Source organism: Mycobacterium sp. SMC-19 (assembly GCF_045310815.1).
Taxonomy (GTDB): Bacteria; Actinomycetota; Actinomycetes; order Mycobacteriales; family Mycobacteriaceae; genus Mycobacterium.
The window spans coordinates 24664-46404 of the sequence record NZ_JBJIAM010000005.1 but is presented as its reverse complement, the minus strand read 5'-3'; the positions used below and the strand labels follow the sequence as shown (position 1 = coordinate 46404).

The 21741-nt window shown below is 65.4% G+C and carries 21 protein-coding genes and 1 tRNA gene; 20 read left to right on the top strand and 2 right to left on the bottom strand.

The genetic code is table 11. From position 1 onward, the window contains the following. Positions 1-13 precede the first annotated feature (13 nt). The 4 genes from ACJH5R_RS12400 (at position 14) to ACJH5R_RS12385 (ending at position 3551) form a co-directional block, all read left to right on the top strand. A complete protein-coding gene (locus ACJH5R_RS12400) occupies positions 14-1435 on the top strand; it encodes a TIGR00366 family protein (protein WP_406782041.1) in 1422 nt (473 codons plus the stop codon). 84 nt (positions 1436-1519) lie between these two features. Then, positions 1520-2326, top strand: coding sequence for a maleylpyruvate isomerase family mycothiol-dependent enzyme (locus ACJH5R_RS12395; protein WP_406757578.1), 807 nt, complete (start codon positions 1520-1522; stop codon positions 2324-2326). After that, positions 2323-3048, top strand: a complete 726-nt coding sequence (locus ACJH5R_RS12390) for a DsbA family protein (RefSeq protein WP_406757579.1) — start codon at positions 2323-2325, stop codon at positions 3046-3048. Before ACJH5R_RS12395 ends, ACJH5R_RS12390 begins: the two co-directional genes overlap by 4 nt. A 299-nt stretch (positions 3049-3347) precedes the next feature. Continuing rightward, complete coding sequence (locus ACJH5R_RS12385; protein ID WP_406757580.1) at positions 3348-3551, top strand: cold-shock protein; 204 nt, start codon at positions 3348-3350, stop codon at positions 3549-3551. A gap of 474 nt (positions 3552-4025) precedes the next feature. On the opposite strand, the gene ACJH5R_RS12380 is transcribed toward ACJH5R_RS12385, so the two are convergent. Next, a tRNA-Met gene (locus ACJH5R_RS12380) sits at positions 4026-4099 on the bottom strand. Positions 4100-4519: 420 nt separating this feature from the next. On the opposite strand from ACJH5R_RS12380, the gene ACJH5R_RS12375 reads away from it, so the two are divergent. The 16 genes from ACJH5R_RS12375 to ACJH5R_RS12300 are packed head-to-tail and all read left to right on the top strand — an operon-like array spanning position 4520 to position 18763. Beyond that, positions 4520-4753: a hypothetical protein gene (locus ACJH5R_RS12375; protein WP_406757581.1), complete on the top strand. Its 234-nt coding sequence runs from the start codon at positions 4520-4522 to the stop codon at positions 4751-4753. Between the two features lie 55 nt (positions 4754-4808). After that, complete coding sequence (locus ACJH5R_RS12370) at positions 4809-5645, top strand: MlaE family ABC transporter permease (protein ID WP_406782203.1); 837 nt, start codon at positions 4809-4811, stop codon at positions 5643-5645. 2 nt (positions 5646-5647) lie between these two features. Further along, entirely contained in the window at positions 5648-6508 is an 861-nt protein-coding gene (locus ACJH5R_RS12365) for an ABC transporter permease (RefSeq protein WP_406757582.1), read from the top strand. Positions 6509-6511: 3 nt separating this feature from the next. Further along, the gene (locus tag ACJH5R_RS12360; RefSeq protein ID WP_406757583.1) at positions 6512-7954 is read left to right on the top strand and encodes an MlaD family protein; all 1443 of its coding nucleotides are present in this window, start codon (positions 6512-6514) and stop codon (positions 7952-7954) included. Then, positions 7951-9000, top strand: a complete 1050-nt coding sequence (locus ACJH5R_RS12355) for an MlaD family protein (RefSeq protein ID WP_406757584.1) — start codon at positions 7951-7953, stop codon at positions 8998-9000. Before ACJH5R_RS12360 ends, ACJH5R_RS12355 begins: the two co-directional genes overlap by 4 nt. Further along, entirely contained in the window at positions 8997-10031 is a 1035-nt protein-coding gene (locus ACJH5R_RS12350; protein ID WP_406757637.1) for an MCE family protein, read from the top strand. Before ACJH5R_RS12355 ends, ACJH5R_RS12350 begins: the two co-directional genes overlap by 4 nt. Next, positions 10028-11164 (top strand): MCE family protein, encoded by a 1137-nt coding sequence (locus ACJH5R_RS12345; protein ID WP_406782040.1) that lies wholly within the window; start codon positions 10028-10030, stop codon positions 11162-11164. The genes ACJH5R_RS12350 and ACJH5R_RS12345 overlap by 4 nt, the downstream gene beginning before the upstream one ends. Continuing rightward, complete coding sequence (locus tag ACJH5R_RS12340) at positions 11161-12276, top strand: MlaD family protein (RefSeq protein WP_406782039.1); 1116 nt, start codon at positions 11161-11163, stop codon at positions 12274-12276. Before ACJH5R_RS12345 ends, ACJH5R_RS12340 begins: the two co-directional genes overlap by 4 nt. Further along, a complete protein-coding gene (locus ACJH5R_RS12335) occupies positions 12273-13544 on the top strand; it encodes an MlaD family protein (protein WP_406757587.1) in 1272 nt (423 codons plus the stop codon). The genes ACJH5R_RS12340 and ACJH5R_RS12335 overlap by 4 nt, the downstream gene beginning before the upstream one ends. Positions 13545-13561: 17 nt before the next feature. Then, entirely contained in the window at positions 13562-14176 is a 615-nt protein-coding gene (locus ACJH5R_RS12330; RefSeq protein ID WP_406782038.1) for an Mce protein, read from the top strand. Positions 14177-14192: 16 nt separating this feature from the next. Then, positions 14193-14771: an Mce protein gene (locus ACJH5R_RS12325; protein WP_406757589.1), complete on the top strand. Its 579-nt coding sequence runs from the start codon at positions 14193-14195 to the stop codon at positions 14769-14771. Further along, positions 14768-15571 carry a mannan-binding protein gene (locus tag ACJH5R_RS12320; protein WP_406757590.1) on the top strand — a complete coding sequence of 268 codons (804 nt, stop codon included), beginning with the start codon at positions 14768-14770 and terminating at the stop codon, positions 15569-15571. Before ACJH5R_RS12325 ends, ACJH5R_RS12320 begins: the two co-directional genes overlap by 4 nt. Positions 15572-15599: 28 nt before the next feature. Next, entirely contained in the window at positions 15600-15779 is a 180-nt protein-coding gene (locus ACJH5R_RS12315; protein WP_406757591.1) for a hypothetical protein, read from the top strand. Positions 15780-15814: 35 nt separating this feature from the next. Then, complete coding sequence (locus ACJH5R_RS12310; protein WP_406757592.1) at positions 15815-16729, top strand: oxygenase MpaB family protein; 915 nt, start codon at positions 15815-15817, stop codon at positions 16727-16729. A gap of 2 nt (positions 16730-16731) precedes the next feature. Then, entirely contained in the window at positions 16732-17538 is an 807-nt protein-coding gene (locus tag ACJH5R_RS12305; protein WP_406757593.1) for an oxygenase MpaB family protein, read from the top strand. Continuing rightward, positions 17531-18763, top strand: coding sequence for a TetR/AcrR family transcriptional regulator (locus ACJH5R_RS12300; RefSeq protein WP_406757594.1), 1233 nt, complete (start codon positions 17531-17533; stop codon positions 18761-18763). Before ACJH5R_RS12305 ends, ACJH5R_RS12300 begins: the two co-directional genes overlap by 8 nt. 12 nt (positions 18764-18775) lie before the next feature. Here ACJH5R_RS12300 and ACJH5R_RS12295 read toward each other — a convergent pair whose 3' ends face one another. Continuing rightward, entirely contained in the window at positions 18776-21736 is a 2961-nt protein-coding gene (locus ACJH5R_RS12295) for a UPF0182 family protein (RefSeq protein ID WP_406757595.1), read from the bottom strand. Positions 21737-21741 lie beyond the last annotated feature (5 nt).

Genomic DNA, 21741 nt, shown 5'->3' with positions numbered 1-21741 from the left:
AGAGGCTGGCCCGATGACCGAGCTGCGGGCAGATGGCGTGATCACCGAGCGACCGACACCACGCCGAGGCGTCATGCAGTCGCTCACCGGGCTCAGTGTCCGCTACGTCGAGCGCCTGATGCCCGACCCGTATCTGTTCGCGGTGATCCTCACGTTGATCGTCGCCGGGCTGGTCGCTGCATTGGTGCGCGGAGCGTCGGCCGGCGGCATGCTGCACGCGTGGTACGCCGGGGTGTGGGGCCAGCAGAACATCTTCACCTTCGCCTTCCAGATGGTGCTGATTCTGGTGACCGGCTACACGCTGGCCGAGGCGCCCGTGCTGAAGCGGGCCATCGTCCGCATCGCGGCGCTGCCGCGCAGCCAGGTGCAGGGGGCGCTGCTCTGCTTTACCGTCAGTGCCGCTGCGTCCCTGCTGAACTGGGGCCTGGGGCTGGTGGCCGGCGCACTGGTCGCCCGGCAGGTGGCGCGGCGTTTCCCCGACTCGCATTTCGGCTATCTGATCGCCGCGGCGTTCATGGGTTTCATCGTCTGGACGCAGGGGCTCTCGTCCTCGATCGCGCTGGCCAACACCGATGCCGGCAGCCCCATCAACGTAATCCATAAGATCGCCGGATTCACGGTGCCGTTGAGTCAGACCATCTTTCAGCCGTACAGCTGGCTGTCGGCGATCATCGTGCTGGGGGTGCTCGCGCTCGCGGTGTGGCGCATGGAGCCGGCTGATGCTCTTGCGCCGGATCCCGCGGTGTTCGAGGAAGAGCCGGAGATCGCCGACCAGCGCAGCACGACGTTCGCCGAATGGCTGGAGAACCAGTGGATCCTCAATGTGCTGCTGTTCGCGGCGGGCATCACGTATTTCGTGGCCAGTGGTTTCGCGCTGAACATCTCCTCGATGATCATGCTGTTCACCATCACCGCCGCCCTGTTGCACCGCACGCCGATCCGCTTCATCCGCCCGTTCACCGGTGCGGCCAATGTATCGGGCCCCCTGCTGCTGCAGTATCCGCTCTACGGCGGACTGGTGGGGCTACTGGCGTACACCGGCGCCGAGGGGTCCAAGCCGCTGCAGACGCTGTTGGCCCAGATGCTGGTCAATGGCGCCACGGAATACACCTTGCCGTTCCTGACATTCATCGGCTCGGTGATCATCAGCCTGTTCGTGCCGTCCGGCGGCGGACACTGGGCGGTGCAGGGCCCGATAGCCGTCGACTCCGCCCTGGCGATCGGCCAGCAGTCACCTGCCTATCTCGGGTTGGTGTCCATGGCCGTGGCCGTCGGCGAGGGGGTTGCGAACATGATTCAGCCGTTCTGGCTGCTGCCCCTGCTGGCGATCGCGAAGCTCAATGTCCGCCAGGTGATGGGCTTTACCATCGTGGCGTTCTTCATCGGGTTGGCGGTGCTGGGGGCGATGACGCTGGTTGCGCCGTGGGTAATTTGACGGCGGGCCTCGCCATTTCCTTGATATCTGCTCGTGCGTGTCCGATGCTCGTAGGGAGTCCTGGCCGCGAAGGAGTAGACGGCATTGAAGACACCGGAACCCGACAGGGTGGACAGGATCGCCACCGCGCTGCGGTCTTGCTACGACGCGATCGAAGCCCTGTGCGCCGATCTCAGCGACGCCGAGTGGGCGGCTCAGTCACTGTGCCCGGACTGGACGGTCCAGGACGTGATCAACCACGTCACCAGTATCGAAGCGGTGCTGGTGGGGTGGCTGCCCGACGACGATCGCACCCCGCCGCCGTTCGAGAAGGCCGCCGATTTTCTGCGCGACGCCGACACCGACACCGACCGCGCGGCGTACCGCGAACTGGTGCGCGGGATCTATGACCGTCGCCGACGCGACCTGGCCGCGTTGTCCGACGCGGATCTGATGCGGCCGTCGTGGACTCCGGTCGGCCCCGCCACCTACGGGCGGTTTCTGGAGATCCGGGTCTTCGACTTCTGGGTACACGAACGAGACATCACCACCCCGCTGGGGCGCACAACCGACGACACCGGCCTGGGAGCCGAAATCGCACTAGCCGAGGTAGCCGGCTCCTTGGGCTACATCGTGGGCAAGAAGGTGGGTCTTCCCGACGCAAAGAGCATCACCTTCGACCTCACCGGACCCATCACGCGCCAGTTGCATGTCGCTGTGGATGGCCGAGCCAAAGCTGTTGACCACCTAGATAATCCGGATGTAACGGTGGCCACCGATTCCACGACCTTCATCCAACTGGCGTGCGGGCGCGTCGACCCGCAGGCCCAGATCGACTCCGGCGCCGTCACCTGGACGGGCGATAGCGAACTCGGCGACCGCGCCGCCCGCAATCTGAGGTTCACGATGTGACCAGTCGCCCGGATTCGGTGGACTTCCACTTCGATGTTATGTGCCCGTACGCCTACCAGACTTCGCGGTGGATCCGGGAGGTCCGCGACCTGACGGGCCTGACGGTGAACTGGCGCTTCTTCAGCCTGGAGGAGATCAATCGCCAAGACGGCAAGAAGCATCCCTGGGAACGCGAGTGGTCCTACGGCTGGTCGATGATGCGCATCGGGGCACTGCTGCGTCGCCAATCGATGGCCGACGTCGATGCCTGGTACGAGCGCGCCGGCCGCGCCTTGCACGTTGAGGGCCGCAAGCCGCACGAGAAGGCGGTCGCCCACCATCTGCTGGCAGAACTCGGATTCGACCCCGGACTCGTCGACCGGGCGATCGCCGACCCGACGACCAGCGACGAGGTACTGGCCGACCATGAGCGGGTGGTTGCCGCCGGCGGCTACGGCGTGCCCACGCTGTTCTTTCCCGACGGGCAATGCCTTTTCGGGCCGGTGCTCATCGATCCGCCCACCGGCGACGCTGCCCTGCGACTATGGGACGTCCTTGTCGGCTGGACCGAGTTTCCGCATCTCTACGAACTCCAACGGCCGAAGACGCCCGCCGACGAACAGCGCATTGCCGAGACGTTCCGACCGTATTTGGAAGCGCGGGACTGGGTGTCGATCGACCGCGGAGAGGTGATTACCTTCACCGATCTCGAACGCGGGCAATGCGCGTCAGATGAACCCTAGGCGCCAATGATCATCATTGCGCCGGAACAAGACCCGGCAGCAGCCGACCCTGGCCGATATGGCCGAGTTCACTGCGCTAAGAGTCGAACCGCGCTCCGAAACCGGCATGGGCGACGGTGGCCGTCGCGAGCGTCTGCCCTTTCGGTTCACCATGGTGGGCGGTGAACAGAATGTCGAAGCAAGGGAATTCACGCCCTGCTCGTTGTTTATCAGTGGACCGCGCCCCCCCGGAAGTCCGTGCTACCGTCAGTTACGCACATCTTTCTTGATGCGCTTGGAAAAATGAGAGAAGTTAAGTAATGGCACAGGGCACTGTGAAATGGTTCAACGGCGAAAAGGGCTTCGGCTTCATCGCCCCCGATGGCGGAGCGCCTGACGTCTTCGTTCACTACTCTGAGATCGGTGGCGGCGGATTCCGCACGCTCGAAGAGAACGCTCGGGTTCAGTTTGAGGTACAGCAGGGTGCGAAAGGTCCACAGGCTGTGGGCGTTTCGGTAATCTAATCGAACACGCAGACTTCAAAAGGCTGTCGCAGCGCAAGCTGCGACAGCCTTTTTTGTTGTCTATGCGCTGGGCTTCCGTCCGTGACACGCGTGCACGACGGATGGCGCCAAGAATCTCGGTCATGACCACGGCGCCGCAACAGAAAACCTGCCCCGGCAGTTCAGAGCGGCACCGATACCTGCCGAAAGGGGCCACCTCGGCGACGCTCTGCGACACGACGCCCATCGCAACGCCGGGGACCGCCCACCGACGCCACCACCCCACGACCGGATGCGAGCTGACATCGTCGACAAGGCCGGATCAGTGACACCGCGCCCGAGTCATCAACGCCGCCACCGGCAAAGTCCTACGCGACTTCGCCCTCGAACCCACCAGGGGCTACCAACCCACCGGCGCCCCAAGGCCCCAAAAGAAAAAACCGCAGACCCAGAGTAGGTCCGCGGCCATTCCGATGTCCTACGACATCACATTAGTAGCGGGGACAGGATTCGAACCTGCGACCTCTGGGTTATGAGCCCAGCGAGCTACCGAGCTGCTCCACCCCGCGTCGGTATCTATGAGATTACCGAACGATGGCCTGGGCACCAAATCACCTGTTGCCGGCGCCGGAACCAGGATCGGCTGCCCAGAATCAGGGGGTAACGTAAATTAACAAAATCCCCCTCCTGCCGGATCGGCGTCGCCGCTCCGCAAACCCGTCGCACCACCCGCCTCGGCCCAATCCTGGCGCTATGCACCCAGTTCAAGGCCGGTTTACCTGTGCCGAATCGCGCGCGGAAAGCCGCTCCGCCTGCCGCGGTAGCCAATCCCTCGGGTCCCGGGGATCCGGCAAAACGGGAAAGCAAAATTAACTTTTCTCTTGCAGGCCCGAACCCTCCGTGGCATGCTGCTCGCACAGCGCCAATTGAGTCCTGCATCACATCCCCCGCCGCCCCCGGCGGGACCACAGAGTCGGGAGAGACTACGGATGCCTGGAATCGTCGACGGCATAGGTCGTCTACTGAGCTATCGGATGAGCGTCGGAGAACTGATCGGGCTGGGCCTGATCCTCGGTACGCCCTACCTGATCATCGGGCTGATCTGGTCGTTGACCCACACCGCGCACCTGCACGACATGCAGGGCGCGGACCTGGTGGTGTCCTTCCTCGGATCGATCGTGTCGTGGCCGGTGCTGTTGGTCGCCAACGTCTGCATGCAGTGACCCGATGTCTGTATCGGAATCCACCCGTCGCCTGATTCACCTCGCTGATCAACAGATGGCCGGCCGGCCGGGCCTACGGGCCGTGGTCGATTGGCTCCTGCAGTACCTGAAGAACCACCCGGTCCAGTCACTGGGCACCGGCGGCAGCCAGGTGGTGCTCGGGGTCCGGGCCATCCAGTACCTGTTCGTCGACCTGTTCCGCGGACGCTTCCTGGTCGGCGACTTCATCGACCAGACGGCGTTCGTAGCCAATGCCGCGTTTCTGCCAACGGTTTTCGTCACCATCCCGGTGGGCGTGACGCTCTCGATCCAGTTCAGCGTGCTGGCCGGCCAAGTCGGCGCCTCCTCACTCGCCGGTGCGGCCACCGGATTGGTGATCATCCGTCAGGCCGCGCCCCTGGTCGCCGCGATGCTCCTGGCGGTGGCTGTGGGCTCCGCGGTCTGCGCCGACCTGGGATCGCGGACCATGCGCGAAGAGATCCAGGCCATGGAGGTCATGGGGGTCTCCCCGGTACGGCGCCTGGTGGTTCCCCGGCTGGCCGCGCTGATGACCGTCGGCGTACTACTCACCGGCATCACGTTTTTCGTCGGCTACGTCGCCGGCTACATCTTCAACGTGTTCCTGCAGAACGGGACCGCGGGCTCGTTCATCGCGACGTTCTCCTCGTTCTCCGACGTCGGCGACATGTGGCTGGCATTCGCCAAATCCATCGTCTTCGGGATGATCGTCGCGATCGTGAGCTGCCAGAAGGGCCTCGACAGCCACGGTGGGCCGGCTGGAGTCGCCAACTCGGTGAACGCCGCAGTGGTGGAGTCCATCCTGCTGTTGATGTTCGTCAACGTCGTGATGAGCCAGCTTTACGTGATCCTGTTCCCCAGGCAGGCGCTGTAACCATGGTCATTCCCAGCGTCTTTGAGATCCCCGGGCTGCGACCGATCACCGGCCTGTTCAGCGGGGTCTTCGTGGCCGTGGCCCGCGCCGGTCACTTGGTGCATTTCTTCGGGCGCACGCTCGCATCCATCCCGACCATGCTCCGGCACTACCGGCGCGAGATGCTGCGACTGCTATCCGATATCGCCTGGGGCAACGGGTCGATCGTCGTCGGCGGTGGCACCATCGCGGTCGCCCTGGCACTCGGGGCGATCGCCGGCGCACTGGTTGCCGTCGAGGGCTACAACGTCCTGGACCTGCTGGGTTTGGGGCCGGCCACCGGCCTGATCTCGTCATTCGCCACCACTCGCGAACTCGCCCCGATCATGGTGGGAATGGCGTTCATCGCCCAGGCCGGTTGCCGGTTCACTGCCCAACTCGGAGCGATGCGGATCAACGAGGAGATCGATTCGCTGGAAGCGATGGCGATCAACCCGATCCCGTTCCTGGTCACCACCCGGGCCGTCGCCTCGGTGATCGCGGTGGTGCCGCTGTTCCTGGTGGCGTTGGGTATCGCCTACCTGTCCTGTCAGTTCTCGGTCATCCTGATCTCCGGGCAATCCAACGGGTCCTACCTGCACTACTTTTCGCTGTTCGTCAACGGCCGCGACGTGCTGTACGCGACGTTCAAGGCCACCGTCTTCGTGTTCGTGTCCTCGACCATCCAGAGCTACTACGGCTTTATCGCCTCGGGCGGACCGGCAGGCGTCGGTGTCGCCGCCGGACGCGCGATGCGCACCAGCGTCACCGCCGTGGTCGTGGTGAACATGTTCCTGACCATGGCGCTGTGGGGTGTCGAATCCGGCGCCAGGTTCGGAGGTTAGGCGATGCCGAACTCGTTCGACAGCGATCCGCGCGGGCCCTCCAACCTTCGGGTATTCGTGCTGGGCGTCGTCTTCATCGTCATCGCCGTCGTGACCGCGACGCTGATGGTCGCCAAATCCCAGGGCAAGCTGGACAACCTGGTCCGCATCGATGTGCGGCTGTCCAACATCGGCGATGGGCTGCCGCCGCGCTCCGACGTGAAATACCACGAACTTCTGGTCGGTTCGGTCGCCGACATCACGCCCTCCACCCACGGACTGCCCAACGAAGTCCACGTCGTGCTCAAACCCGAACACGCGGCCAAGATCCCCAGCACCGTCACCGCACGCGTCGTGCCAGCCAACCTGTTCGCCGTCTCCGCGATCCAGTTGGTCGACAACGGTGCCGCCCCCGACCATCTGCGGTCGGGTTCGGTGGTCCTCGAAGACCAGTCGCTGCCCACCGTGCTGTTCCAGAACGTGCTGAACAAGCTGCGCCAATTGATCAGCCCCCTGGGCCGCAGGCCCGACGACACCACTGTCGGCGTGATCGCCGCCCTGGGCACCGCGACCCACGGCCGCGGCCAGGAGCTGACCGACACTGGCCACAACCTGAACGAGATTATGGCGCAACTCAACTCCGTCGTCGCCACCGACGACGCCGATCCGACCACGCTGTCGGCACTGTCGGCGGCGGCCGAGGGCCTACAGCGCGTCTCCCCGGAACTGTTCGACGCCCTGGACCGATCGATTCAGCCGATGGCCACCATCGCCGAGAAGGGGCCGCAGCTGTCCAGCCTGCTCACCGGCGGAACCGACACCGCGACCACGGTGGCGAACGCCCTGGAGAACCAAACCGAGCGGATGATCACCATCACCAGCCAGTTCACCCCCGCTCTCGGGGTGATCGCGGATCACGCCGGCGAATTCCACGGTGTGTCAACCAAATTGCAGACCCTGGCCAACCGGGTCTACGACGTCATCTGGGATCCCAACGAGAAGCTCCTTCAGGTCAAGGCGGCCATCGCCCTGACGCCCAGCCGCACCTACGTCCGCGCCGACTGCCCCCGCTATGGCGAGCTGGCCGGACCGAGCTGCGCCACCGCACCGGAAGTGCCCACCGCCCCGGACCTTTTTCCCGCGTTGGGTTCCCAGGGCGTCTCCCCTACCCCGGGCATGACCGAGAACCGGCCGAACCTCACCCCACCCCGGCACTCGATGCCCGGCGATCCGCAGGGACCACCGATCCCCCCGCCGCCCGGACCACCGCCGGCGGAAGTCCCCACCGCCGCGCCGGCGGGCGCGGTCATCGGCGGCAACGTCGGCGTGGTGGGCAGTCCGCAGGAAAAGCTGCAGATCAGCCGGATCACCGGGCGTTCCGACACCCCCACGGTGCTGCTGCTGGCACCGCTGTTGCGGGGCAGCACGGTGCGCCTGAGCCAAATCGTGAAAGAAGGTGGCCGGTGAGGAGTCGTTCTAAATCGGTGATCGGCATGGCCATCTTCACCAGCTTCGCCCTGACGGTCACCTGGATGGTTTACAACACGTTGCGCCGCGACATCGCCGGGCCCACTTACAGTTACTCGGCGATCTTCAGTGACGCGTCCGGCATGGCGCCGGGCGACGATGTGCGCGTCGCCGGGGTGCGGGTCGGGCGGGTCGACCGGGTGAAACTGCACGGCACCGCGGCCCAAGTGCAGTTCCGCGTGCAACGCAGCCAGCAGCTCTACCGGAACACGATTGCCTCGGTGACCTACCAGAGCATCATCGGGCAGCGCTATCTCGGACTGGCTCAAGGGCCCGGCGACAATCACGAGATCCTGCCCAACCACGGCCAAATACCGATCGAACGCACCAACCCATCACTGGACGTCTCCTACATGCTGAACGGATTCGAGCCCCTGTTCGCCGAGCTGGACCCCGAACAGGTGGACAACATCAGCAACGCGACAGTTCTGGCCCTGCAAGGCAATCACGCCTCCATGCTGACGTTGATCACCCAGGCCTCGCAGATGGCCGAAACCTTTGCCGGCCCGGACGAAGTGCTCAGCACACTCATCACAACCCTCAATCAGCTGATGACCGATCTGGCCAAACAGAGCACCAACATGGAGAACATGATCCGCCAGTCGCGCGACACCATGGTCACGCTGGCGAATCACCGTGAACCGTTGGTCGACTCGGTGGGCTCGATCAACGCCACCATGGCGCGACTGTCCACCATCGTCGACAACATCACCCCGGATCTCGAAGAGTTCATCGCGCGCCAGCCCGGCCTGCTCAACTACGGGGTCAACGACGGCCGCGAACGCTTCGCCTACATGGCGGCCAACCTCCCGTACGTGCTGCAGGGGCTGGCCCGGATCACCCAGAGCGGCACCTACAGCGACGTCTACGCCTGCGAACTGGACTTCGGCCTGTGGCGCGGCCTGTTCCACTGGTTCCGGGCCTTCGTCGGCGCGGCCACCGCCAGCGAAGGCCTCGCCCACCAGCATTCGGCGGCGTGCCGATGAACCTGATCCCCACCGCGCTCAGACGCCCCATCGAATCGTTCAGCCGACCCTGGATGGGCGTCATCTCGATCGTGATCATCGTCGCCGTGCTCACGGCCACCGTCGTCTACTCGGGCCTGGGCATCGGAAAGACCCGCTACCAAGGACAATTCGCCCAGGCAGCCCAGATCCGCTCCGGCGCCGTGGTGACTATCGCCGGCGTCAAGGTCGGCACCGTTGAACGCGTCAAGCTCGCCGGCGACCACGTGGTGGTCGGATTCAACGTCGAGCGCGGCGTACCGCTGGGCGCCGACACCCGCGCCGCGATCAAACTGACCACCATCTTGGGGTCGCGCTATCTCGAACTGTCACCGGCCGGCACCGGACAGCTGCAGAATCGAACGATCACCCTGGCGCACACCCAGGTTCCCTACGATCTGCAACGCACCCTCGCCGGGGCGACGCGCACCCTGGGGCCGGTGGACGCCAACCGGTTCGTCGACTCGCTGAACGTGCTCAACGCCAATCTCGGTGGGGTGGCCGAGGAACTGCCGCAGGCGCTGACCAACCTGCAGGCGATGGCCGACATCCTCGCTGATCGCCGCGAGCAGCTCGGCACGCTGCTGACCAACACCGAAACGCTCACCACCATGCTGCGCGGCCAGCGGGCCAACCTCGGCGCCCTGGTCCTGCAGGGCCGTGATGTGCTGCGCGAGATCGCCACCCGCCGTGCGGCCGTGCAGCAACTGTTCGCCAGCGCCACACTACTGGTCGACCGCACCCACGGAATCCTGCGCGATGAGACGGCCGTCAACCAGATGATCCGCGACTTCGATGAGTTCATGAAGATGACCGCCGATCACGACGCATTGCTGCGCAGCTTCCTGCAGTCGACCCCGGTCGCGCTACGCAACTTCGCCAACGCCACCGGCAGCGGTAATGCGGCCGACGTCTTCTTGCCGGCCGGCATCTTCGTGGACTCCTGGATGTGTGCCCTGAGCGGACGCGCCAGGCAGTTCAATCTGGTCGAGTACTTCAAGGACTGCGAATGAGTCGCGCTGTGAAGCTCTACGTGCTCGCCGGTGCGGCCGCCCTCGTGTTGGCCGTGACCGGCGCCGCGGTGGCGCCGCAGTTGATCCCCGACCTGCCGCGGCTGTCCCTACACAAGATCCGGGTTACCGCCCAATTCCAGGACGCGGTTGGGCTTTACACCGGCAACGGGGTGTCGGTGCTGGGCATGGACGTCGGCAAGGTCACCAGCATCACCCCCAAGGGCAGCTACGTCGAGGTAAAGCTCGCAATCGACGCCGGCGTCGATATTCCGGCCGACGCCGAAGCCGTCACCGTCTCTTCCTCGGTGCTCACCGACCGGCATGTCGAGCTCACCCCGGCCTATCGCGGCGGACCCAAGCTGCGCAACGGCGACGTGCTGAGCCTGGACCGCACCCGCACACCCGTCGAGTTCGAACGGACCCTGGCGATGATGGACAAGTTGGGTAGCGCGTTGCGCGGCGACGACAACAACCAGGGCCCGCTGGGCGAGTTCGTCGCGCTCGGCTCGCAGATCACCGTCGGCAACGGCCCAGAGATCAAGGCAACCCTGGGCCGGCTCTCTGACGCCCTGCGCGTCGGGTCGGACAAGGGCGCGCGCAGCAAGAAGACCATTCAGACGATCATCACAGGCGTCGCCGAGCTCAGCGAGTCGGCGTCGAGAAACGACGCCGCATTGCGTGAATTCGGCTCCTACATCCACCAGCTCAGCGACATCCTGGCCGCCGAGAACCTGGGCGCCGGAAGCACCGGAGCCAAGATCAATCGGCTGCTCGCCGAGACCTCGCGGCTTCTCGAGGGCAACTCCGACCGGCTGCGAGAGGCCTTCTCCGGTGTTCGCACGGTCGCCACCACGCTCGCCGACAACGAACGCGACCTGCGCGAGATCCTCGATGTGGGACCGCTGTTCGTCGACAACTTCTACAACGTCATCGACGAGAACGCGGGCAGCCTGCGATCGCACCTGCTGCTCGGCAAGACCTTGTTCAACAGTCAGTTCGGCAAGGAGGTCTGCAACCTGATGGGCCTCAAGCAGCTCGCATGCGCGACCGGAACGGCGCAGGACTACGGGCCGGACTTCGGGCTGGGCAGCATGCTCGATCTGATGCAGGACGGGATCGGTGCGCAGCCATGATGCGGTCGACGAGATGGGTGCGTGGGGCTCGTGCGGCGCTGGCGATCGCGACCGCACTGCTGACGGTCGGATGCGGCCTGGACCTGGAGAGTGTGGCCCTGCCCGCGCCCGGCGGCGGCGGGCCGTACTACACCATCACCGCGGTCTTCTCCGACGCCCTGAACCTTCCGGAGAAGGCCAAGGTGCGGCTATACGGGGCGCAGATCGGTGAGGTGGAATCCATTCGGGCGCAGGACTTCAACGCCTACGTCACCATGCGGATCAAATCGGCCGTACCGCTGTATGCCGGCAGCACCGCCGAACTACGCTCGGCCACCCCACTCGGCGACATCTTCGTTCAGATCTGGCCCGACAAGAAACGGCCCGAGGACGCCCCGCTGCTGCACGACGGCTCGCTACTGCCCCTGGAATCAACCGCCAACGCTCCCACCATCGAAGAACTGATCAGCTCGATGGCGATGCTGGTCAACGGCGGCACGGTGCGCCACCTGGTGTCCATGCTCAACGGCGCGGGCAAGGCCGTCGGCGGGCGAGGCGAGAAGCTCGGCCTGCTACTGGACCAGACCGCGACCCTGTTGTCCCGAATGAGCGCCCGGTCGCAGCAGTTGGATCTGACGCTGCGGAGATCCTCGGAGCTGGCCGCGACTATGTCCGCGCGCCAGAACACCTTCGACGATGCCCTCACCCGCCTGGCGCCCGCCCTCAACGTCATCTCCGACAACACCTCCGATCTGATCGACCTGGTCGACACCGGAGCGCGGATCACCCGTCAGCTGTCCCGCTTCCCGTCTCTGCAAGGCACCGATACCCGGAGCCTGACCGCCGATCTGAACAAAATGGCGGGAGTGTTCAACGAGATCGCCGTCGACCCCGAGCTGTCGCTGATGCCGTTCAACCGGTTCCTGGGCATCTTGATGAAGACCTTCAACGGCACCGCCGCGCACACCAAGGGAGAAATCGACAAGATCACCCTGGTGCCCTGGCCCGACAAGAACTACCCGGGCGATCCCGAATTCCACTGGACCGACGGCACCGACTGGCATCTGATAATCGGCGACCTCCGCTACGAGTGGAACATGCTGCTCTCCCGGATCTACGGACCGCAGCGATGAGACCCTTCCTCGACCTGCTCGACCTGTTCGCCCGGCTGGGCGTGTGGCTGGTACAGGCCGGCCACCGCCGGCGCATTCTGTTGTCCGGCATCGGATTGGCGCTGACCACGGTGGTGGCCGCGGCATACGTGACGATCTTCGGGGTCGGGATCAACCCCGCGCAGAAGACGATCTCGGTCCGGGTTCTACTTCCGCAGTCCGGCGGACTGCTGGTCAATCAAGACGTGACGTTGCGGGGCATCCCGATCGGCCGGGTCACCGATGTGCACCTGACCGCGGCGGGAGCCGAGGCCGTCGTCGCGCTGCGGGCCGATCGGTCCATCCCGCGGGACACCCGGGTGCGGGTGGCCGGACTGTCGGTCGCCGGTGAGCAATACCTGGACTTTCGCCCCGAGCACGAGAACGGCCCCTACCTCACCAACGGCTCGCTCATCGGCCAGGAGCAGACCAGCGTGCCGGTGTCACTGCCCCAGATCATCGACGACAGCCGTGGGGCCCTGGGCCAGGTCGACGCCGAGAAGCTGACGGCGGTCTTCGACGAGCTTCGGGTCAGCCCGGACGGCGGCAAGAAACTGTCCGCCCTGTTGGACGGCACGGTGCTACTCGCCTCGACCCTCGACGGCGTACTGCCCGAGACGGTCAGCATGCTGCGTAATACCCGGATCACGTTCACCACCTTCAGTGACGTCGCCCCGGGATTGAGCGGCACCAGCATGGATCTGCAACAGATCCTCGGCGGCGTCAACACCATGGACGGCGGATTCCGCACCCTGGTCGAACTCGGCGGCACCGAACTGGGACAGGTCGACAGCTTCATCGGCGACAACCGCGAGAACGTCTACGCGCTGCTGGGCAATCTGACCACCCTGTCGCAGATCTTCTTCCTGCGGGTGCCCGCCCTACAGGACCTGTGGCGTCCCGACCACGGCTCGCTGGTGGATCGCCTGGCCGGCACCGTGCACGACGGCGGCATCTGGGTGATCGCCGACATCTACCCCAGGCATCGCTGCGACTACGACCTGCCCCGCAAGCCGCCGTCGGCGGTGAATTTCCCTGCCCCCTACCGCTACACCTACTGCCCCGACGACGACCCGTCGCTGCTCGTTCGCGGCGCCCGCAATGCGCCACGCCCGCCCGGTGATGACACCGCCGGGCCGCCCCCGGGCCACGACCCGCTGGCGACCCTGGAGCCGCCTCCGGTCTATCCGCCCTACACCTTGCCCACTCCCGATGGCGGTCCGCAGCTGCCCGCGTGGATCCCCAATTGATGAGAAAGCCGAGCCCCATGGGAAAAACAGCCGACCCCGACGTCTTCGACCAACTCGACGAACAACTCGAGACGGACCTCGACACGGATTCAGCACACGACGAGGCTGCCGACCATATCGACCCCGAACCCACGCCACCCTCGGAGCCGACGACGCGGCGGCACCGAGCGACGGTGGCACTGGTGTCCGCCGTGTTGATCGCGGCGCTGGCCTATTCGGGATACGCCGGGTGGCGTCTGCATCAACTCGATGCGCGCGCCGCCGCGGGGCAGGTCGCCTTGGCGGCCGCCAAGGACTACGCGATCACCCTGACCACCCTGGACACCGCCGACATCGACGGCAACTACGCCCGCGCGTTCGACGGCGCGACCGGCCAGTTCAAGGACGCCTACAGCTTGGGCGCCAAGCAGTTACGCCAGATCCTGATCGACAACAAGGCCACCGGCAGGGGCATCGTTTTGGACGCTGCCGTCAAGTCCGCGACCACCACCCGCGTGGAGGTGTTGTTGTTCGTGGACCAATCCATCACCAACGCGGTGCGATCCGAACCACGGATCGATCGCAACCGAATCCAGATGACCATGGAACTCGTCGACCACCGCTGGCTTGCCAGCCAGGTCGACCTGACCTGACAGCGAAGGCATCGAGATGACCATCGTTGAGGCACCCAGCGTTGAGGCACCACAGGTGGGTCCCACCGATTCGCCGCACCGCTGCCGGCTTCGGCGTGCGATGCGGCTGGCCGCAATACTGTGCGCGGCCGGGGTTCTCGCAGGCAGCGGATACCAAAGCTGGCTGCTCTACCAGCAGCATCGATCGAAACTCGCCGGCCGTGAGGCTTCCGAGGCCGCAACGCAATACGCGGAGTTGCTGACGACAGCGAGCCCTGGCACGGTCGATCGGCAGATCATCGAGCTGTTGGACCGATCGACCGGCACATTCCACGACCGCTACGCCAAGCAGAGCTCCGAGCTTCGCGCGATGTTGATCGCCAACCAGGTGACCACTCGTGGCACCGTCATCGACGCCGCGGTGAAGTCAGCCGACGCCACCGACGCGACGGTGCTGCTGTTCGTCGAACAGACCTTCAGCAGCGCGGCACTGAAGAAGGCCGCCGGAGGACAGATCGCCCAAGCGCCACCCGACGTCACCGCCATGGCGCTCACCCTGCACAAGGACGCCGGGCGCTGGCTGGTCAGCGATGTCGTGGCAGGACAGCAACAATGATGGGCAGCGGCGCAGCCTTGGGCGGCCTGGTGGTGCTGGTGGCCACCGCGAGCACGGTGCTGGCCCCGGCCGCCGCCGGCTCCGCGCCGAGCTTCTGCGATGATCTGCAGGCGAGCTGGGACGGGCAGCGGTGCACGACGCTGATTGTGTCGTCCCGAAAGGCCGAGCGATACATCGCCTTTGACCTTCCCGAGGCAATGCTGGACAACGCCACCGCCGGCCCGATCGTGCGTGACTTCTACCGCCGGCTGATGAGCGGCTGGCGCAGTTCGGGCAGCGAGGCGATGCGGGACAGTAGTGCCGTCGCCTACTACGAGAGCTTCTCCGGGCCTGGCGCGGTGCAGTCGCTGGTAGTGCATGAATGCCTGGAACCGTTTGGGATGCAGGCCAACAACGCCTACCGCACGTTCGTATTCGACCTTGCGACCGGGCGCCGCCTGACCCTTGGCGACCTGTTCAAGCCGGGTATCGACCCGATGACCGTCATCGCAGGCGCGGCGGCACCGGTGCTGCCGGCGGCACTGGACGCCGCGGCACCCCCGCATGCGCCCAACACCTACCCGTTCACCGTCGAGGAATTTCAGCCCAACCCACAGGGCAGCGGATATACCGGCGACTACCGGGCGTTTGCACTGACCCCCGACCAACTGGTGCTGTACCTGCCCGACGCCCCGATCCTGCGAGAGAGCCCGCAGCCCGCTGACCGGTTCGTGTGGTCCATGGATGGCGGGGCGGTGGTGGCCAGGGTGCCGCTGGCGTCGCTGTCACCCACCCTGCGACCGGAATACGGTGGAACGTGAGGCCGGCCCTGATAGGAGGACGCTGGAGATGATGCTTCTGGTGCGGATCATCGATCTGGTCGTGAGCATGCTGCGCTACCTGGCCACCCCCGAAGCCCGGCTACTGCGCGCCGGTGTGCTGGTCGTGCTGTTCTTCGGTGTCCTGATCGGGGCAGCCGGGCTGATCTGGGGACTCGCCCAACTCCCGCACTATCTGGCCGGGCCATAGCCCGCACATGTCGCTGCATCGAGAGGATCGCTCAAATGTCGACCTGCCATGAACAACACGGCCAGGACCCGGCCCGGCATCGCATGCTCACCAACGCCGAAACCCGGGTTCACGTCGACTGCTACACCCCGCGTTGGGACGACGACCCCGTCGATCTGACTGAGGCGCTGGATTTTTGGTCGGCCGCGGCGGCAGCCGCCAACGTCATCATGCAGTTGAGCCTTCCCGGAGTCGGCTACGGCGTCGTGGAGAGTCGGGTGGAATCCGGCTCGCTGATGGAACATCCGTGGAAGCGGTTGCGCACTACGGCCCAGTACATGGCCGTCGCGGTGCTGGGCACCGAGGAGGAACGTGGCGCCTACCGTGACGCGGTCAACGTCGCGCATCGGCAGGTTCGCTCCACGGCGGACAGCCCGGTCAAATACAACGCCTTCGACCGCGATCTGCAACTGTGGGTCGCCGCATGCCTGTTCGTCTTCTACGAGGACACCTACCAACTGCTGCGCGGCAAGATGACCGAGGAACAGGCGGAGACGTTCTACCACCACGCCTGGCCGCTCGGCACCACCTTGCAGGTCACCGATGACCAATGGCCGCCCACCCGCGCCGACTTCGATACCTACTGGAACACCACCTGCCAAACTCTGGAGATGGACGACGCTGTCCGCGACTACCTCATGCGGTTGGTCGACCTGAAGATGGTCAACCCGATCTTTCGGGTGCTCCTCGGGCCGCTGCTGCGGTTCTTGACGATCGGGTTTCTGCCACCGGTCTTTCGTAAGCTGCTCGGTGTGCAATGGTCGCCCACCGAACAACGCCAGTTCGAGAACCTCTTCCTGTTCGTGTCGTTTGTCAACCGCTTCATTCCCCGGTTCATCCGGACCGCCAACTACCACGTGCTGATGGCCGATGTTCGCCACCGCATCCGCCGGCACAAGTCGCTGATCTGACCATGGCGACCCACCACGATGACGGCTTAGGTCCCGACAGCCTGCTGTGGCACTTCCTGGCCGACCGCCGCTACCTGTTCGTGTTGCCCCGAGCGGTGTGTCTGCTACTGCTGCATCCCGGTATCGCCGCCGGCATCAGCCAGCATGCCCTGATGCGCAAGCGCATCTGGTTGCACAAGAAGCGCACCTTCACCCAAGCCGTCAACTACGCCTACGCCGACCTCGACATGCGGCCCCAGATGCGCTTCGCCCATGAGCATGTCAAGGGCGTCGACGAATTCGGCGACAAGTACCACGCGCTGAACCCCGACCTGTTCCATTTTCAGCACAGCGCTTACGTAGAGTCCCTCGTCGTCATGGTCAATACCTTTATCCGGCCCCTCGACGCCGACGAACACGAGCAGCTCTATGCCGAGTGCTGTGCCTGGTATCGCCGATACGGCGTATCGACCCGGCCGATGCCTGCGACCTGGCCGGAATTCGTCGAGTATTTCGAGGACTATTGCCAAACGCACCTGAAGGCCGGTGCCCATTTCGAGCCGTTCCGCGAGCAGATCTTCGCTCCCACCGATTGGTGGATGCGCACGGTCCCCCGCCCCGCGATCCGCGCCCTGCAGCATCCCCGCGCCCGCGAGCTCACCGGGGTCGACGTCACTGCGGCCGACCGATGGTCGCTGCGCCAGTTCGTCCGGTTGACTCAGCTCTCGTCGCTGACCCCCAGGCACCACTGGAACGCCAGGGCGCGCGCCGCACTTCGCACCGCGGCACAGCACCAGCCGACAACCTCGTTGGGCGCCACGCGTGGCTGACACCGTACGGACGACCCGACGGCGCCCCAAAGATCGCAAAGACCAGATCGCTCGGGCTGCCGCCGAATCGTTCAGCACCCTGGGCTATCACGCGGTCAGCGTGGAGAACATCGCCACCGAGGTCGGTGTCTCAGCCCCCGCCCTCTACCGGCACTACGCCAGTAAGTACGACCTGTTCCGCGTCGCGGTGCTGGCGTTGAGCCAACAACTTGTCGACGTCACCGACATCGTTGCCGACCCCGCGGCCGGCCCTGCGGCAGCGCTCGATCAGCTGATACACGCCCTGATCGACGTCGCACTGCGCAACCGAGAATCCGGCGGCCTGTACCGATGGCAGGCCCGCTATCTGCGCGAACCCGACGCCACGGCGCTGTTGGATCAACTACGGCTGGTCAACCAACGCCTGCAGCAACCGCTGGCCGAATTACAGCCGGCGGCGCCCCTGTTACACCGACAGATGCTCTCGGCAGCGTTGCTCAGTGTCGCCGGAGGCATCACCGACCACCACCTACGTGCCACGGTCACCGACATCACCGACCTGCTGACCGCGGCGTCGTGGGCATTGCTGCACACCGAACTGCCTGCGCCGGAAGACTTTACGACCGGGGCCACCGGAGCACGCATCTTCACCGCGGATGCCGGGATGTACGAAGCGGTGCTGCACGCCTCGATGGTGCTGTTTCACCGTCAGGGCTACGGCGAAACCAGCGTGGCCCAGATCGCCAAGGCCGCCGGGCTGCGAATCTCGAGTATCTACCGCTATTTTCCCGGCAAGGCCGACATCCTCAGTACCGCGCTACGACGCTCGTCCGACCGGCTCTCCGCGGAGCTGTCGGTGGTCAACACCAACGGTCCCGACCCGCGAGAAGCGCTGACGCAACTGATCGACATCTACGTGGCCACCTCGTTCGCCAACCCGGAGCTTGCGGCGATCTACTACAGCGAACAGATCCACCTGTCCGGATCCGACCGGAAGCTGCTGCGCAATGTGCAACGCTCCACCATCGACTCATGGGTCGGGCTGTTGCGCTCGGTGCGGCCCGAACTCACCGCCACAGCCGCCCGATTCCTGGTACACGCCGCGATGGGCTTGGTGGTCGATATCGGCCGGCTGGTGCACTACGACCGGCCCGCCCCGGTCACGGAGCACTCCGACACACCCCACCTGGCCTATGAGCAGGCATGCGTACGCACGCTGATGCACTCCGCGTTGTTCGGCGCCTGAGCGCACCGCGCGCTATTTGGCGCTGTTGAACTTGGCCATCGCGTCGTCGAGGCGTTGCAGCGCCGCACCGTAGGCCGCGAAGTCGCCGCGATGCTGGGTGTCTCGCACCGCAGTGAGCGCCGCCTCGATCTCGCGCAGCGCCGCAGCTTTAGCCGGCGACAGCCCGGCCTCGGCGGACGGCGGCGTGGGCACCGCGGCCACCGGCGGGGTGGCCGAGGGCGGTGTCCCCTGCGCAGCCGCGCCACTCTCGGTGGGGGCGATGTCGGTGGCCGCCGCGCTCGCGCCCGGTCCGAACAGACCGGTCAGCGCGTCAGAGACCGTCGGCCCGTAACCAATCTTGTCGTTGTACATCATCGCCACCCGGATCAAGCGCGGGTACGACGACGAGGCGTCGCTGGAACCCGGTGAGGCATAGACCGGTTCGACGTAGAGCAGACCGCCCTGTGCCACCGGCAGAGTCAGCAGATTGCCCCACCGGATGCGGTTCTGGTTGTCGCGACCGATCACACCGAGGTCCTGGCTGACCGTGGTGTCGGTGGTGATCGCGTTGTTGGCCAGTTTGGGCCCGTTGACCTGCCCGGGAATGGTCAGCACGGTGATCTTGCCGTAGGTGTCCGGGTCCGAGCTGGCGCTGATGTAGGCGGCCAGATAGTCGCGCTTGAATCGGTTCATCGCGCTGGTCAGCTGGTAGGACGCCGAATTATCACCCTTGGCAAGGTTTTTCGCGACGATGTAGTACGGCGGCTGGAAGCTGCTGGCGGTCGGGTTGGGGTCCAGCGGCACGTCCCAGAAGTCCGAGGTGGAGAAGAAGGTCACCGGGTCGTTGACGTGATACTTGGCCAGCAACATGCGCTGCACCTTGAACAGGTCTTCGGGGTAACGCAGGTGCTCGGCGAGCTCGGGCGAGATGTCGGACTTCGGTTTGACCGTTCCGGGGAACACCTTCATCCATGCCCGCAGCACCGGGTCGTGCTCGTCTTGGGCGTACAGGCTCACCGTTCCGTCGTAGGCGTCGACGGTGGCCTTCACCGAGTTGCGGATGTAGGACACCCGCCGGTCCGGCAACAGCCGGTTGAACTCCACGTCTTTGGAGTCCGCGGTCGCCGACGACAGAGACGTCAGCTCCGAGTAGGGGTAGTTGTCCAGCGTGGTGTAGCCGTCGATGATCCACACCAGTCGTTTGTTGACGATCGCCGGGTACACCGTCGAATCGGTGGTCAGCCAGGGCGCCACCGCCTGGACCCGGCTCGCCGGGTCGCGGTTGAACAAGATCTTGCTGTCCGCGCCGATCACATTGGAGAACAAGAAGTTGCGCTCGGCGAACTTCGCGGCGAATACGCTGCGGGCCAACCAATTTCCTACGCCCACACCGCCGGCGCCGGTGTAGGTGTAGTTCTTGGTCTCGGTGTTGGTCTCATAGTCGTACTCGCGGTCGGCACCATTGCGTCCGACGATCGCGTAGTCGGCGACGGTGTCGGCGATCACCGGACCGTAGTAGACACGCGGCTGGTCCAGGCGGGCCGGCCCGTCGGAGACGACACCGCCGTTGGCACCGACGACGTTGGCCAAGAACTCCGGGTATCCACCGTTCTGGTTGGGGTCGTTGGCGATACCGCGCACGGTGTTGGCCGGGGAGGCGATGAACCCGTTGCCGTGGGTGAACACCGTGTGCCGGTTGATCCAGTCACGCTGGTTGTCGATCAGTCGATCCGGGTTCAGCTCGCGGGCGGCGACCACGTAGTCACGCAGCTGGCCCTCGTCGTCGCGATACCGGTCGATGGTGAGCTGGTCGGGGAAGTAGTAGAAGTTCTTGCCCTGCTGAAACTGGGTGAATGCCGGGCTGACGATGGTCGGGTCCAGCAGCCGAATGTTGGAGGTGGTAGCCGCATCGGCGCCCACCTGCGCGGCCGTCGCTCGCGCATCACCGCGGTAGTCCCGGTAGGTGACCACATCTTCGGTCAGCCCATAGGCCGCGCGGGTCGCCGTGATGGAGCGGGAGATGTATTCGCTTTCCTTCTGCGCCGCGTTCGGCTTGACGCTGAACTGTTCGACGATCAGTGGCCAGCCCGCGCCGACCACGACCGACGACAGCAGCAGTAGCACCAAACCGATCGCCGGAATCTGCAAGTCGCGCAGCACGATCGCCGAGAACACCGCGACCGCGCAGATCAGGGCGATCGCCAGCAGGATCATCTTGGCCGGTAGCACCGCATTGATGTCGGTGTAGCCGGCTCCGGTGAAGGGCTTGCCGGTGCGGGTGTGGCTGAGCAGCTCATAGCGATCCAGCCAGTAGGCCCCGGCCTTGAGCAGCACCAGGGTGCCGATCAGGCTGACCACCTGGATGCGCGCCGGGCGGCTCAGGGCGCCGGCCCGGCCGGACAGCCGAATACCGCCGAAGATGTAGTGCGTGGTCAGGTTGGCGATGGTGGCCAGGCACAGCGTCGCCAGCAGCAGCCCCACCACCAGCCGGTAGAACGGCAGGTCGAAGGCGTAGAAGCCCAGGTCTTTGCCGAACTGCGGATCGTTGATCCCGAAGTCACCGCCACGCAGGAACAGCTGGATGCGCACCCAGTAACTCTGCGCGACGATGCCCGCCAGCACACCGATGCCGGCCGGAATCCCGAATCCGAACAGCCGCAGCCGCGACAGCACGGTGGTCCGATACCGCGCCACCGGGTCGTTGACCCCGTTGCTGGGGACGAACACCGGCCGGACCCGGAAGGCCGTGGCCATCGCGGCGAACACGATTCCGCCTACCAACAGCGTCACCACGACGAACGTGATCAGCCGGGTCAGCAACGTGGTGACGAACACCGAGCGGTAGCCCAGCTCGCCGAACCACAACCAGTCGACATAGCCGTCGATCAGCCGCGGCCCCACCAGCAGCAGCGCGATCACGACGAACGCGCTGCCGACCATGATCCGGCTGCGCGCGGTCAATTTCGGCATCCTCGCGGTGGGCCGCATCCCCACGTGCC

What these genes read in the sequence shown, in the direction of transcription:
- ACJH5R_RS12335 (WP_406757587.1), top strand. Translation starts at nt 12,273, where the DNA reads ATGAGACCCTTCCTCGACCTGCTCGACCTGTTCGCCCGGCTGGGCGTG.
- ACJH5R_RS12400 (WP_406782041.1), top strand. Translation starts at nt 14, where the DNA reads ATGACCGAGCTGCGGGCAGATGGCGTGATCACCGAGCGACCGACACCA.
- ACJH5R_RS12360 (WP_406757583.1), top strand. Translation starts at nt 6,512, where the DNA reads ATGCCGAACTCGTTCGACAGCGATCCGCGCGGGCCCTCCAACCTTCGG.
- ACJH5R_RS12330 (WP_406782038.1), top strand. Translation starts at nt 13,562, where the DNA reads ATGGGAAAAACAGCCGACCCCGACGTCTTCGACCAACTCGACGAACAA.
- ACJH5R_RS12375 (WP_406757581.1), top strand. Translation starts at nt 4,520, where the DNA reads ATGCCTGGAATCGTCGACGGCATAGGTCGTCTACTGAGCTATCGGATG.
- ACJH5R_RS12370 (WP_406782203.1), top strand. Translation starts at nt 4,809, where the DNA reads ATGGCCGGCCGGCCGGGCCTACGGGCCGTGGTCGATTGGCTCCTGCAG.
- ACJH5R_RS12310 (WP_406757592.1), top strand. Translation starts at nt 15,815, where the DNA reads ATGTCGACCTGCCATGAACAACACGGCCAGGACCCGGCCCGGCATCGC.
- ACJH5R_RS12350 (WP_406757637.1), top strand. Translation starts at nt 8,997, where the DNA reads ATGAACCTGATCCCCACCGCGCTCAGACGCCCCATCGAATCGTTCAGC.
- ACJH5R_RS12365 (WP_406757582.1), top strand. Translation starts at nt 5,648, where the DNA reads ATGGTCATTCCCAGCGTCTTTGAGATCCCCGGGCTGCGACCGATCACC.
- ACJH5R_RS12305 (WP_406757593.1), top strand. Translation starts at nt 16,732, where the DNA reads ATGGCGACCCACCACGATGACGGCTTAGGTCCCGACAGCCTGCTGTGG.
- ACJH5R_RS12385 (WP_406757580.1), top strand. Translation starts at nt 3,348, where the DNA reads ATGGCACAGGGCACTGTGAAATGGTTCAACGGCGAAAAGGGCTTCGGC.
- ACJH5R_RS12345 (WP_406782040.1), top strand. Translation starts at nt 10,028, where the DNA reads ATGAGTCGCGCTGTGAAGCTCTACGTGCTCGCCGGTGCGGCCGCCCTC.
- ACJH5R_RS12340 (WP_406782039.1), top strand. Translation starts at nt 11,161, where the DNA reads ATGATGCGGTCGACGAGATGGGTGCGTGGGGCTCGTGCGGCGCTGGCG.
- ACJH5R_RS12320 (WP_406757590.1), top strand. Translation starts at nt 14,768, where the DNA reads ATGATGGGCAGCGGCGCAGCCTTGGGCGGCCTGGTGGTGCTGGTGGCC.
- ACJH5R_RS12325 (WP_406757589.1), top strand. Translation starts at nt 14,193, where the DNA reads ATGACCATCGTTGAGGCACCCAGCGTTGAGGCACCACAGGTGGGTCCC.
- ACJH5R_RS12315 (WP_406757591.1), top strand. Translation starts at nt 15,600, where the DNA reads ATGATGCTTCTGGTGCGGATCATCGATCTGGTCGTGAGCATGCTGCGC.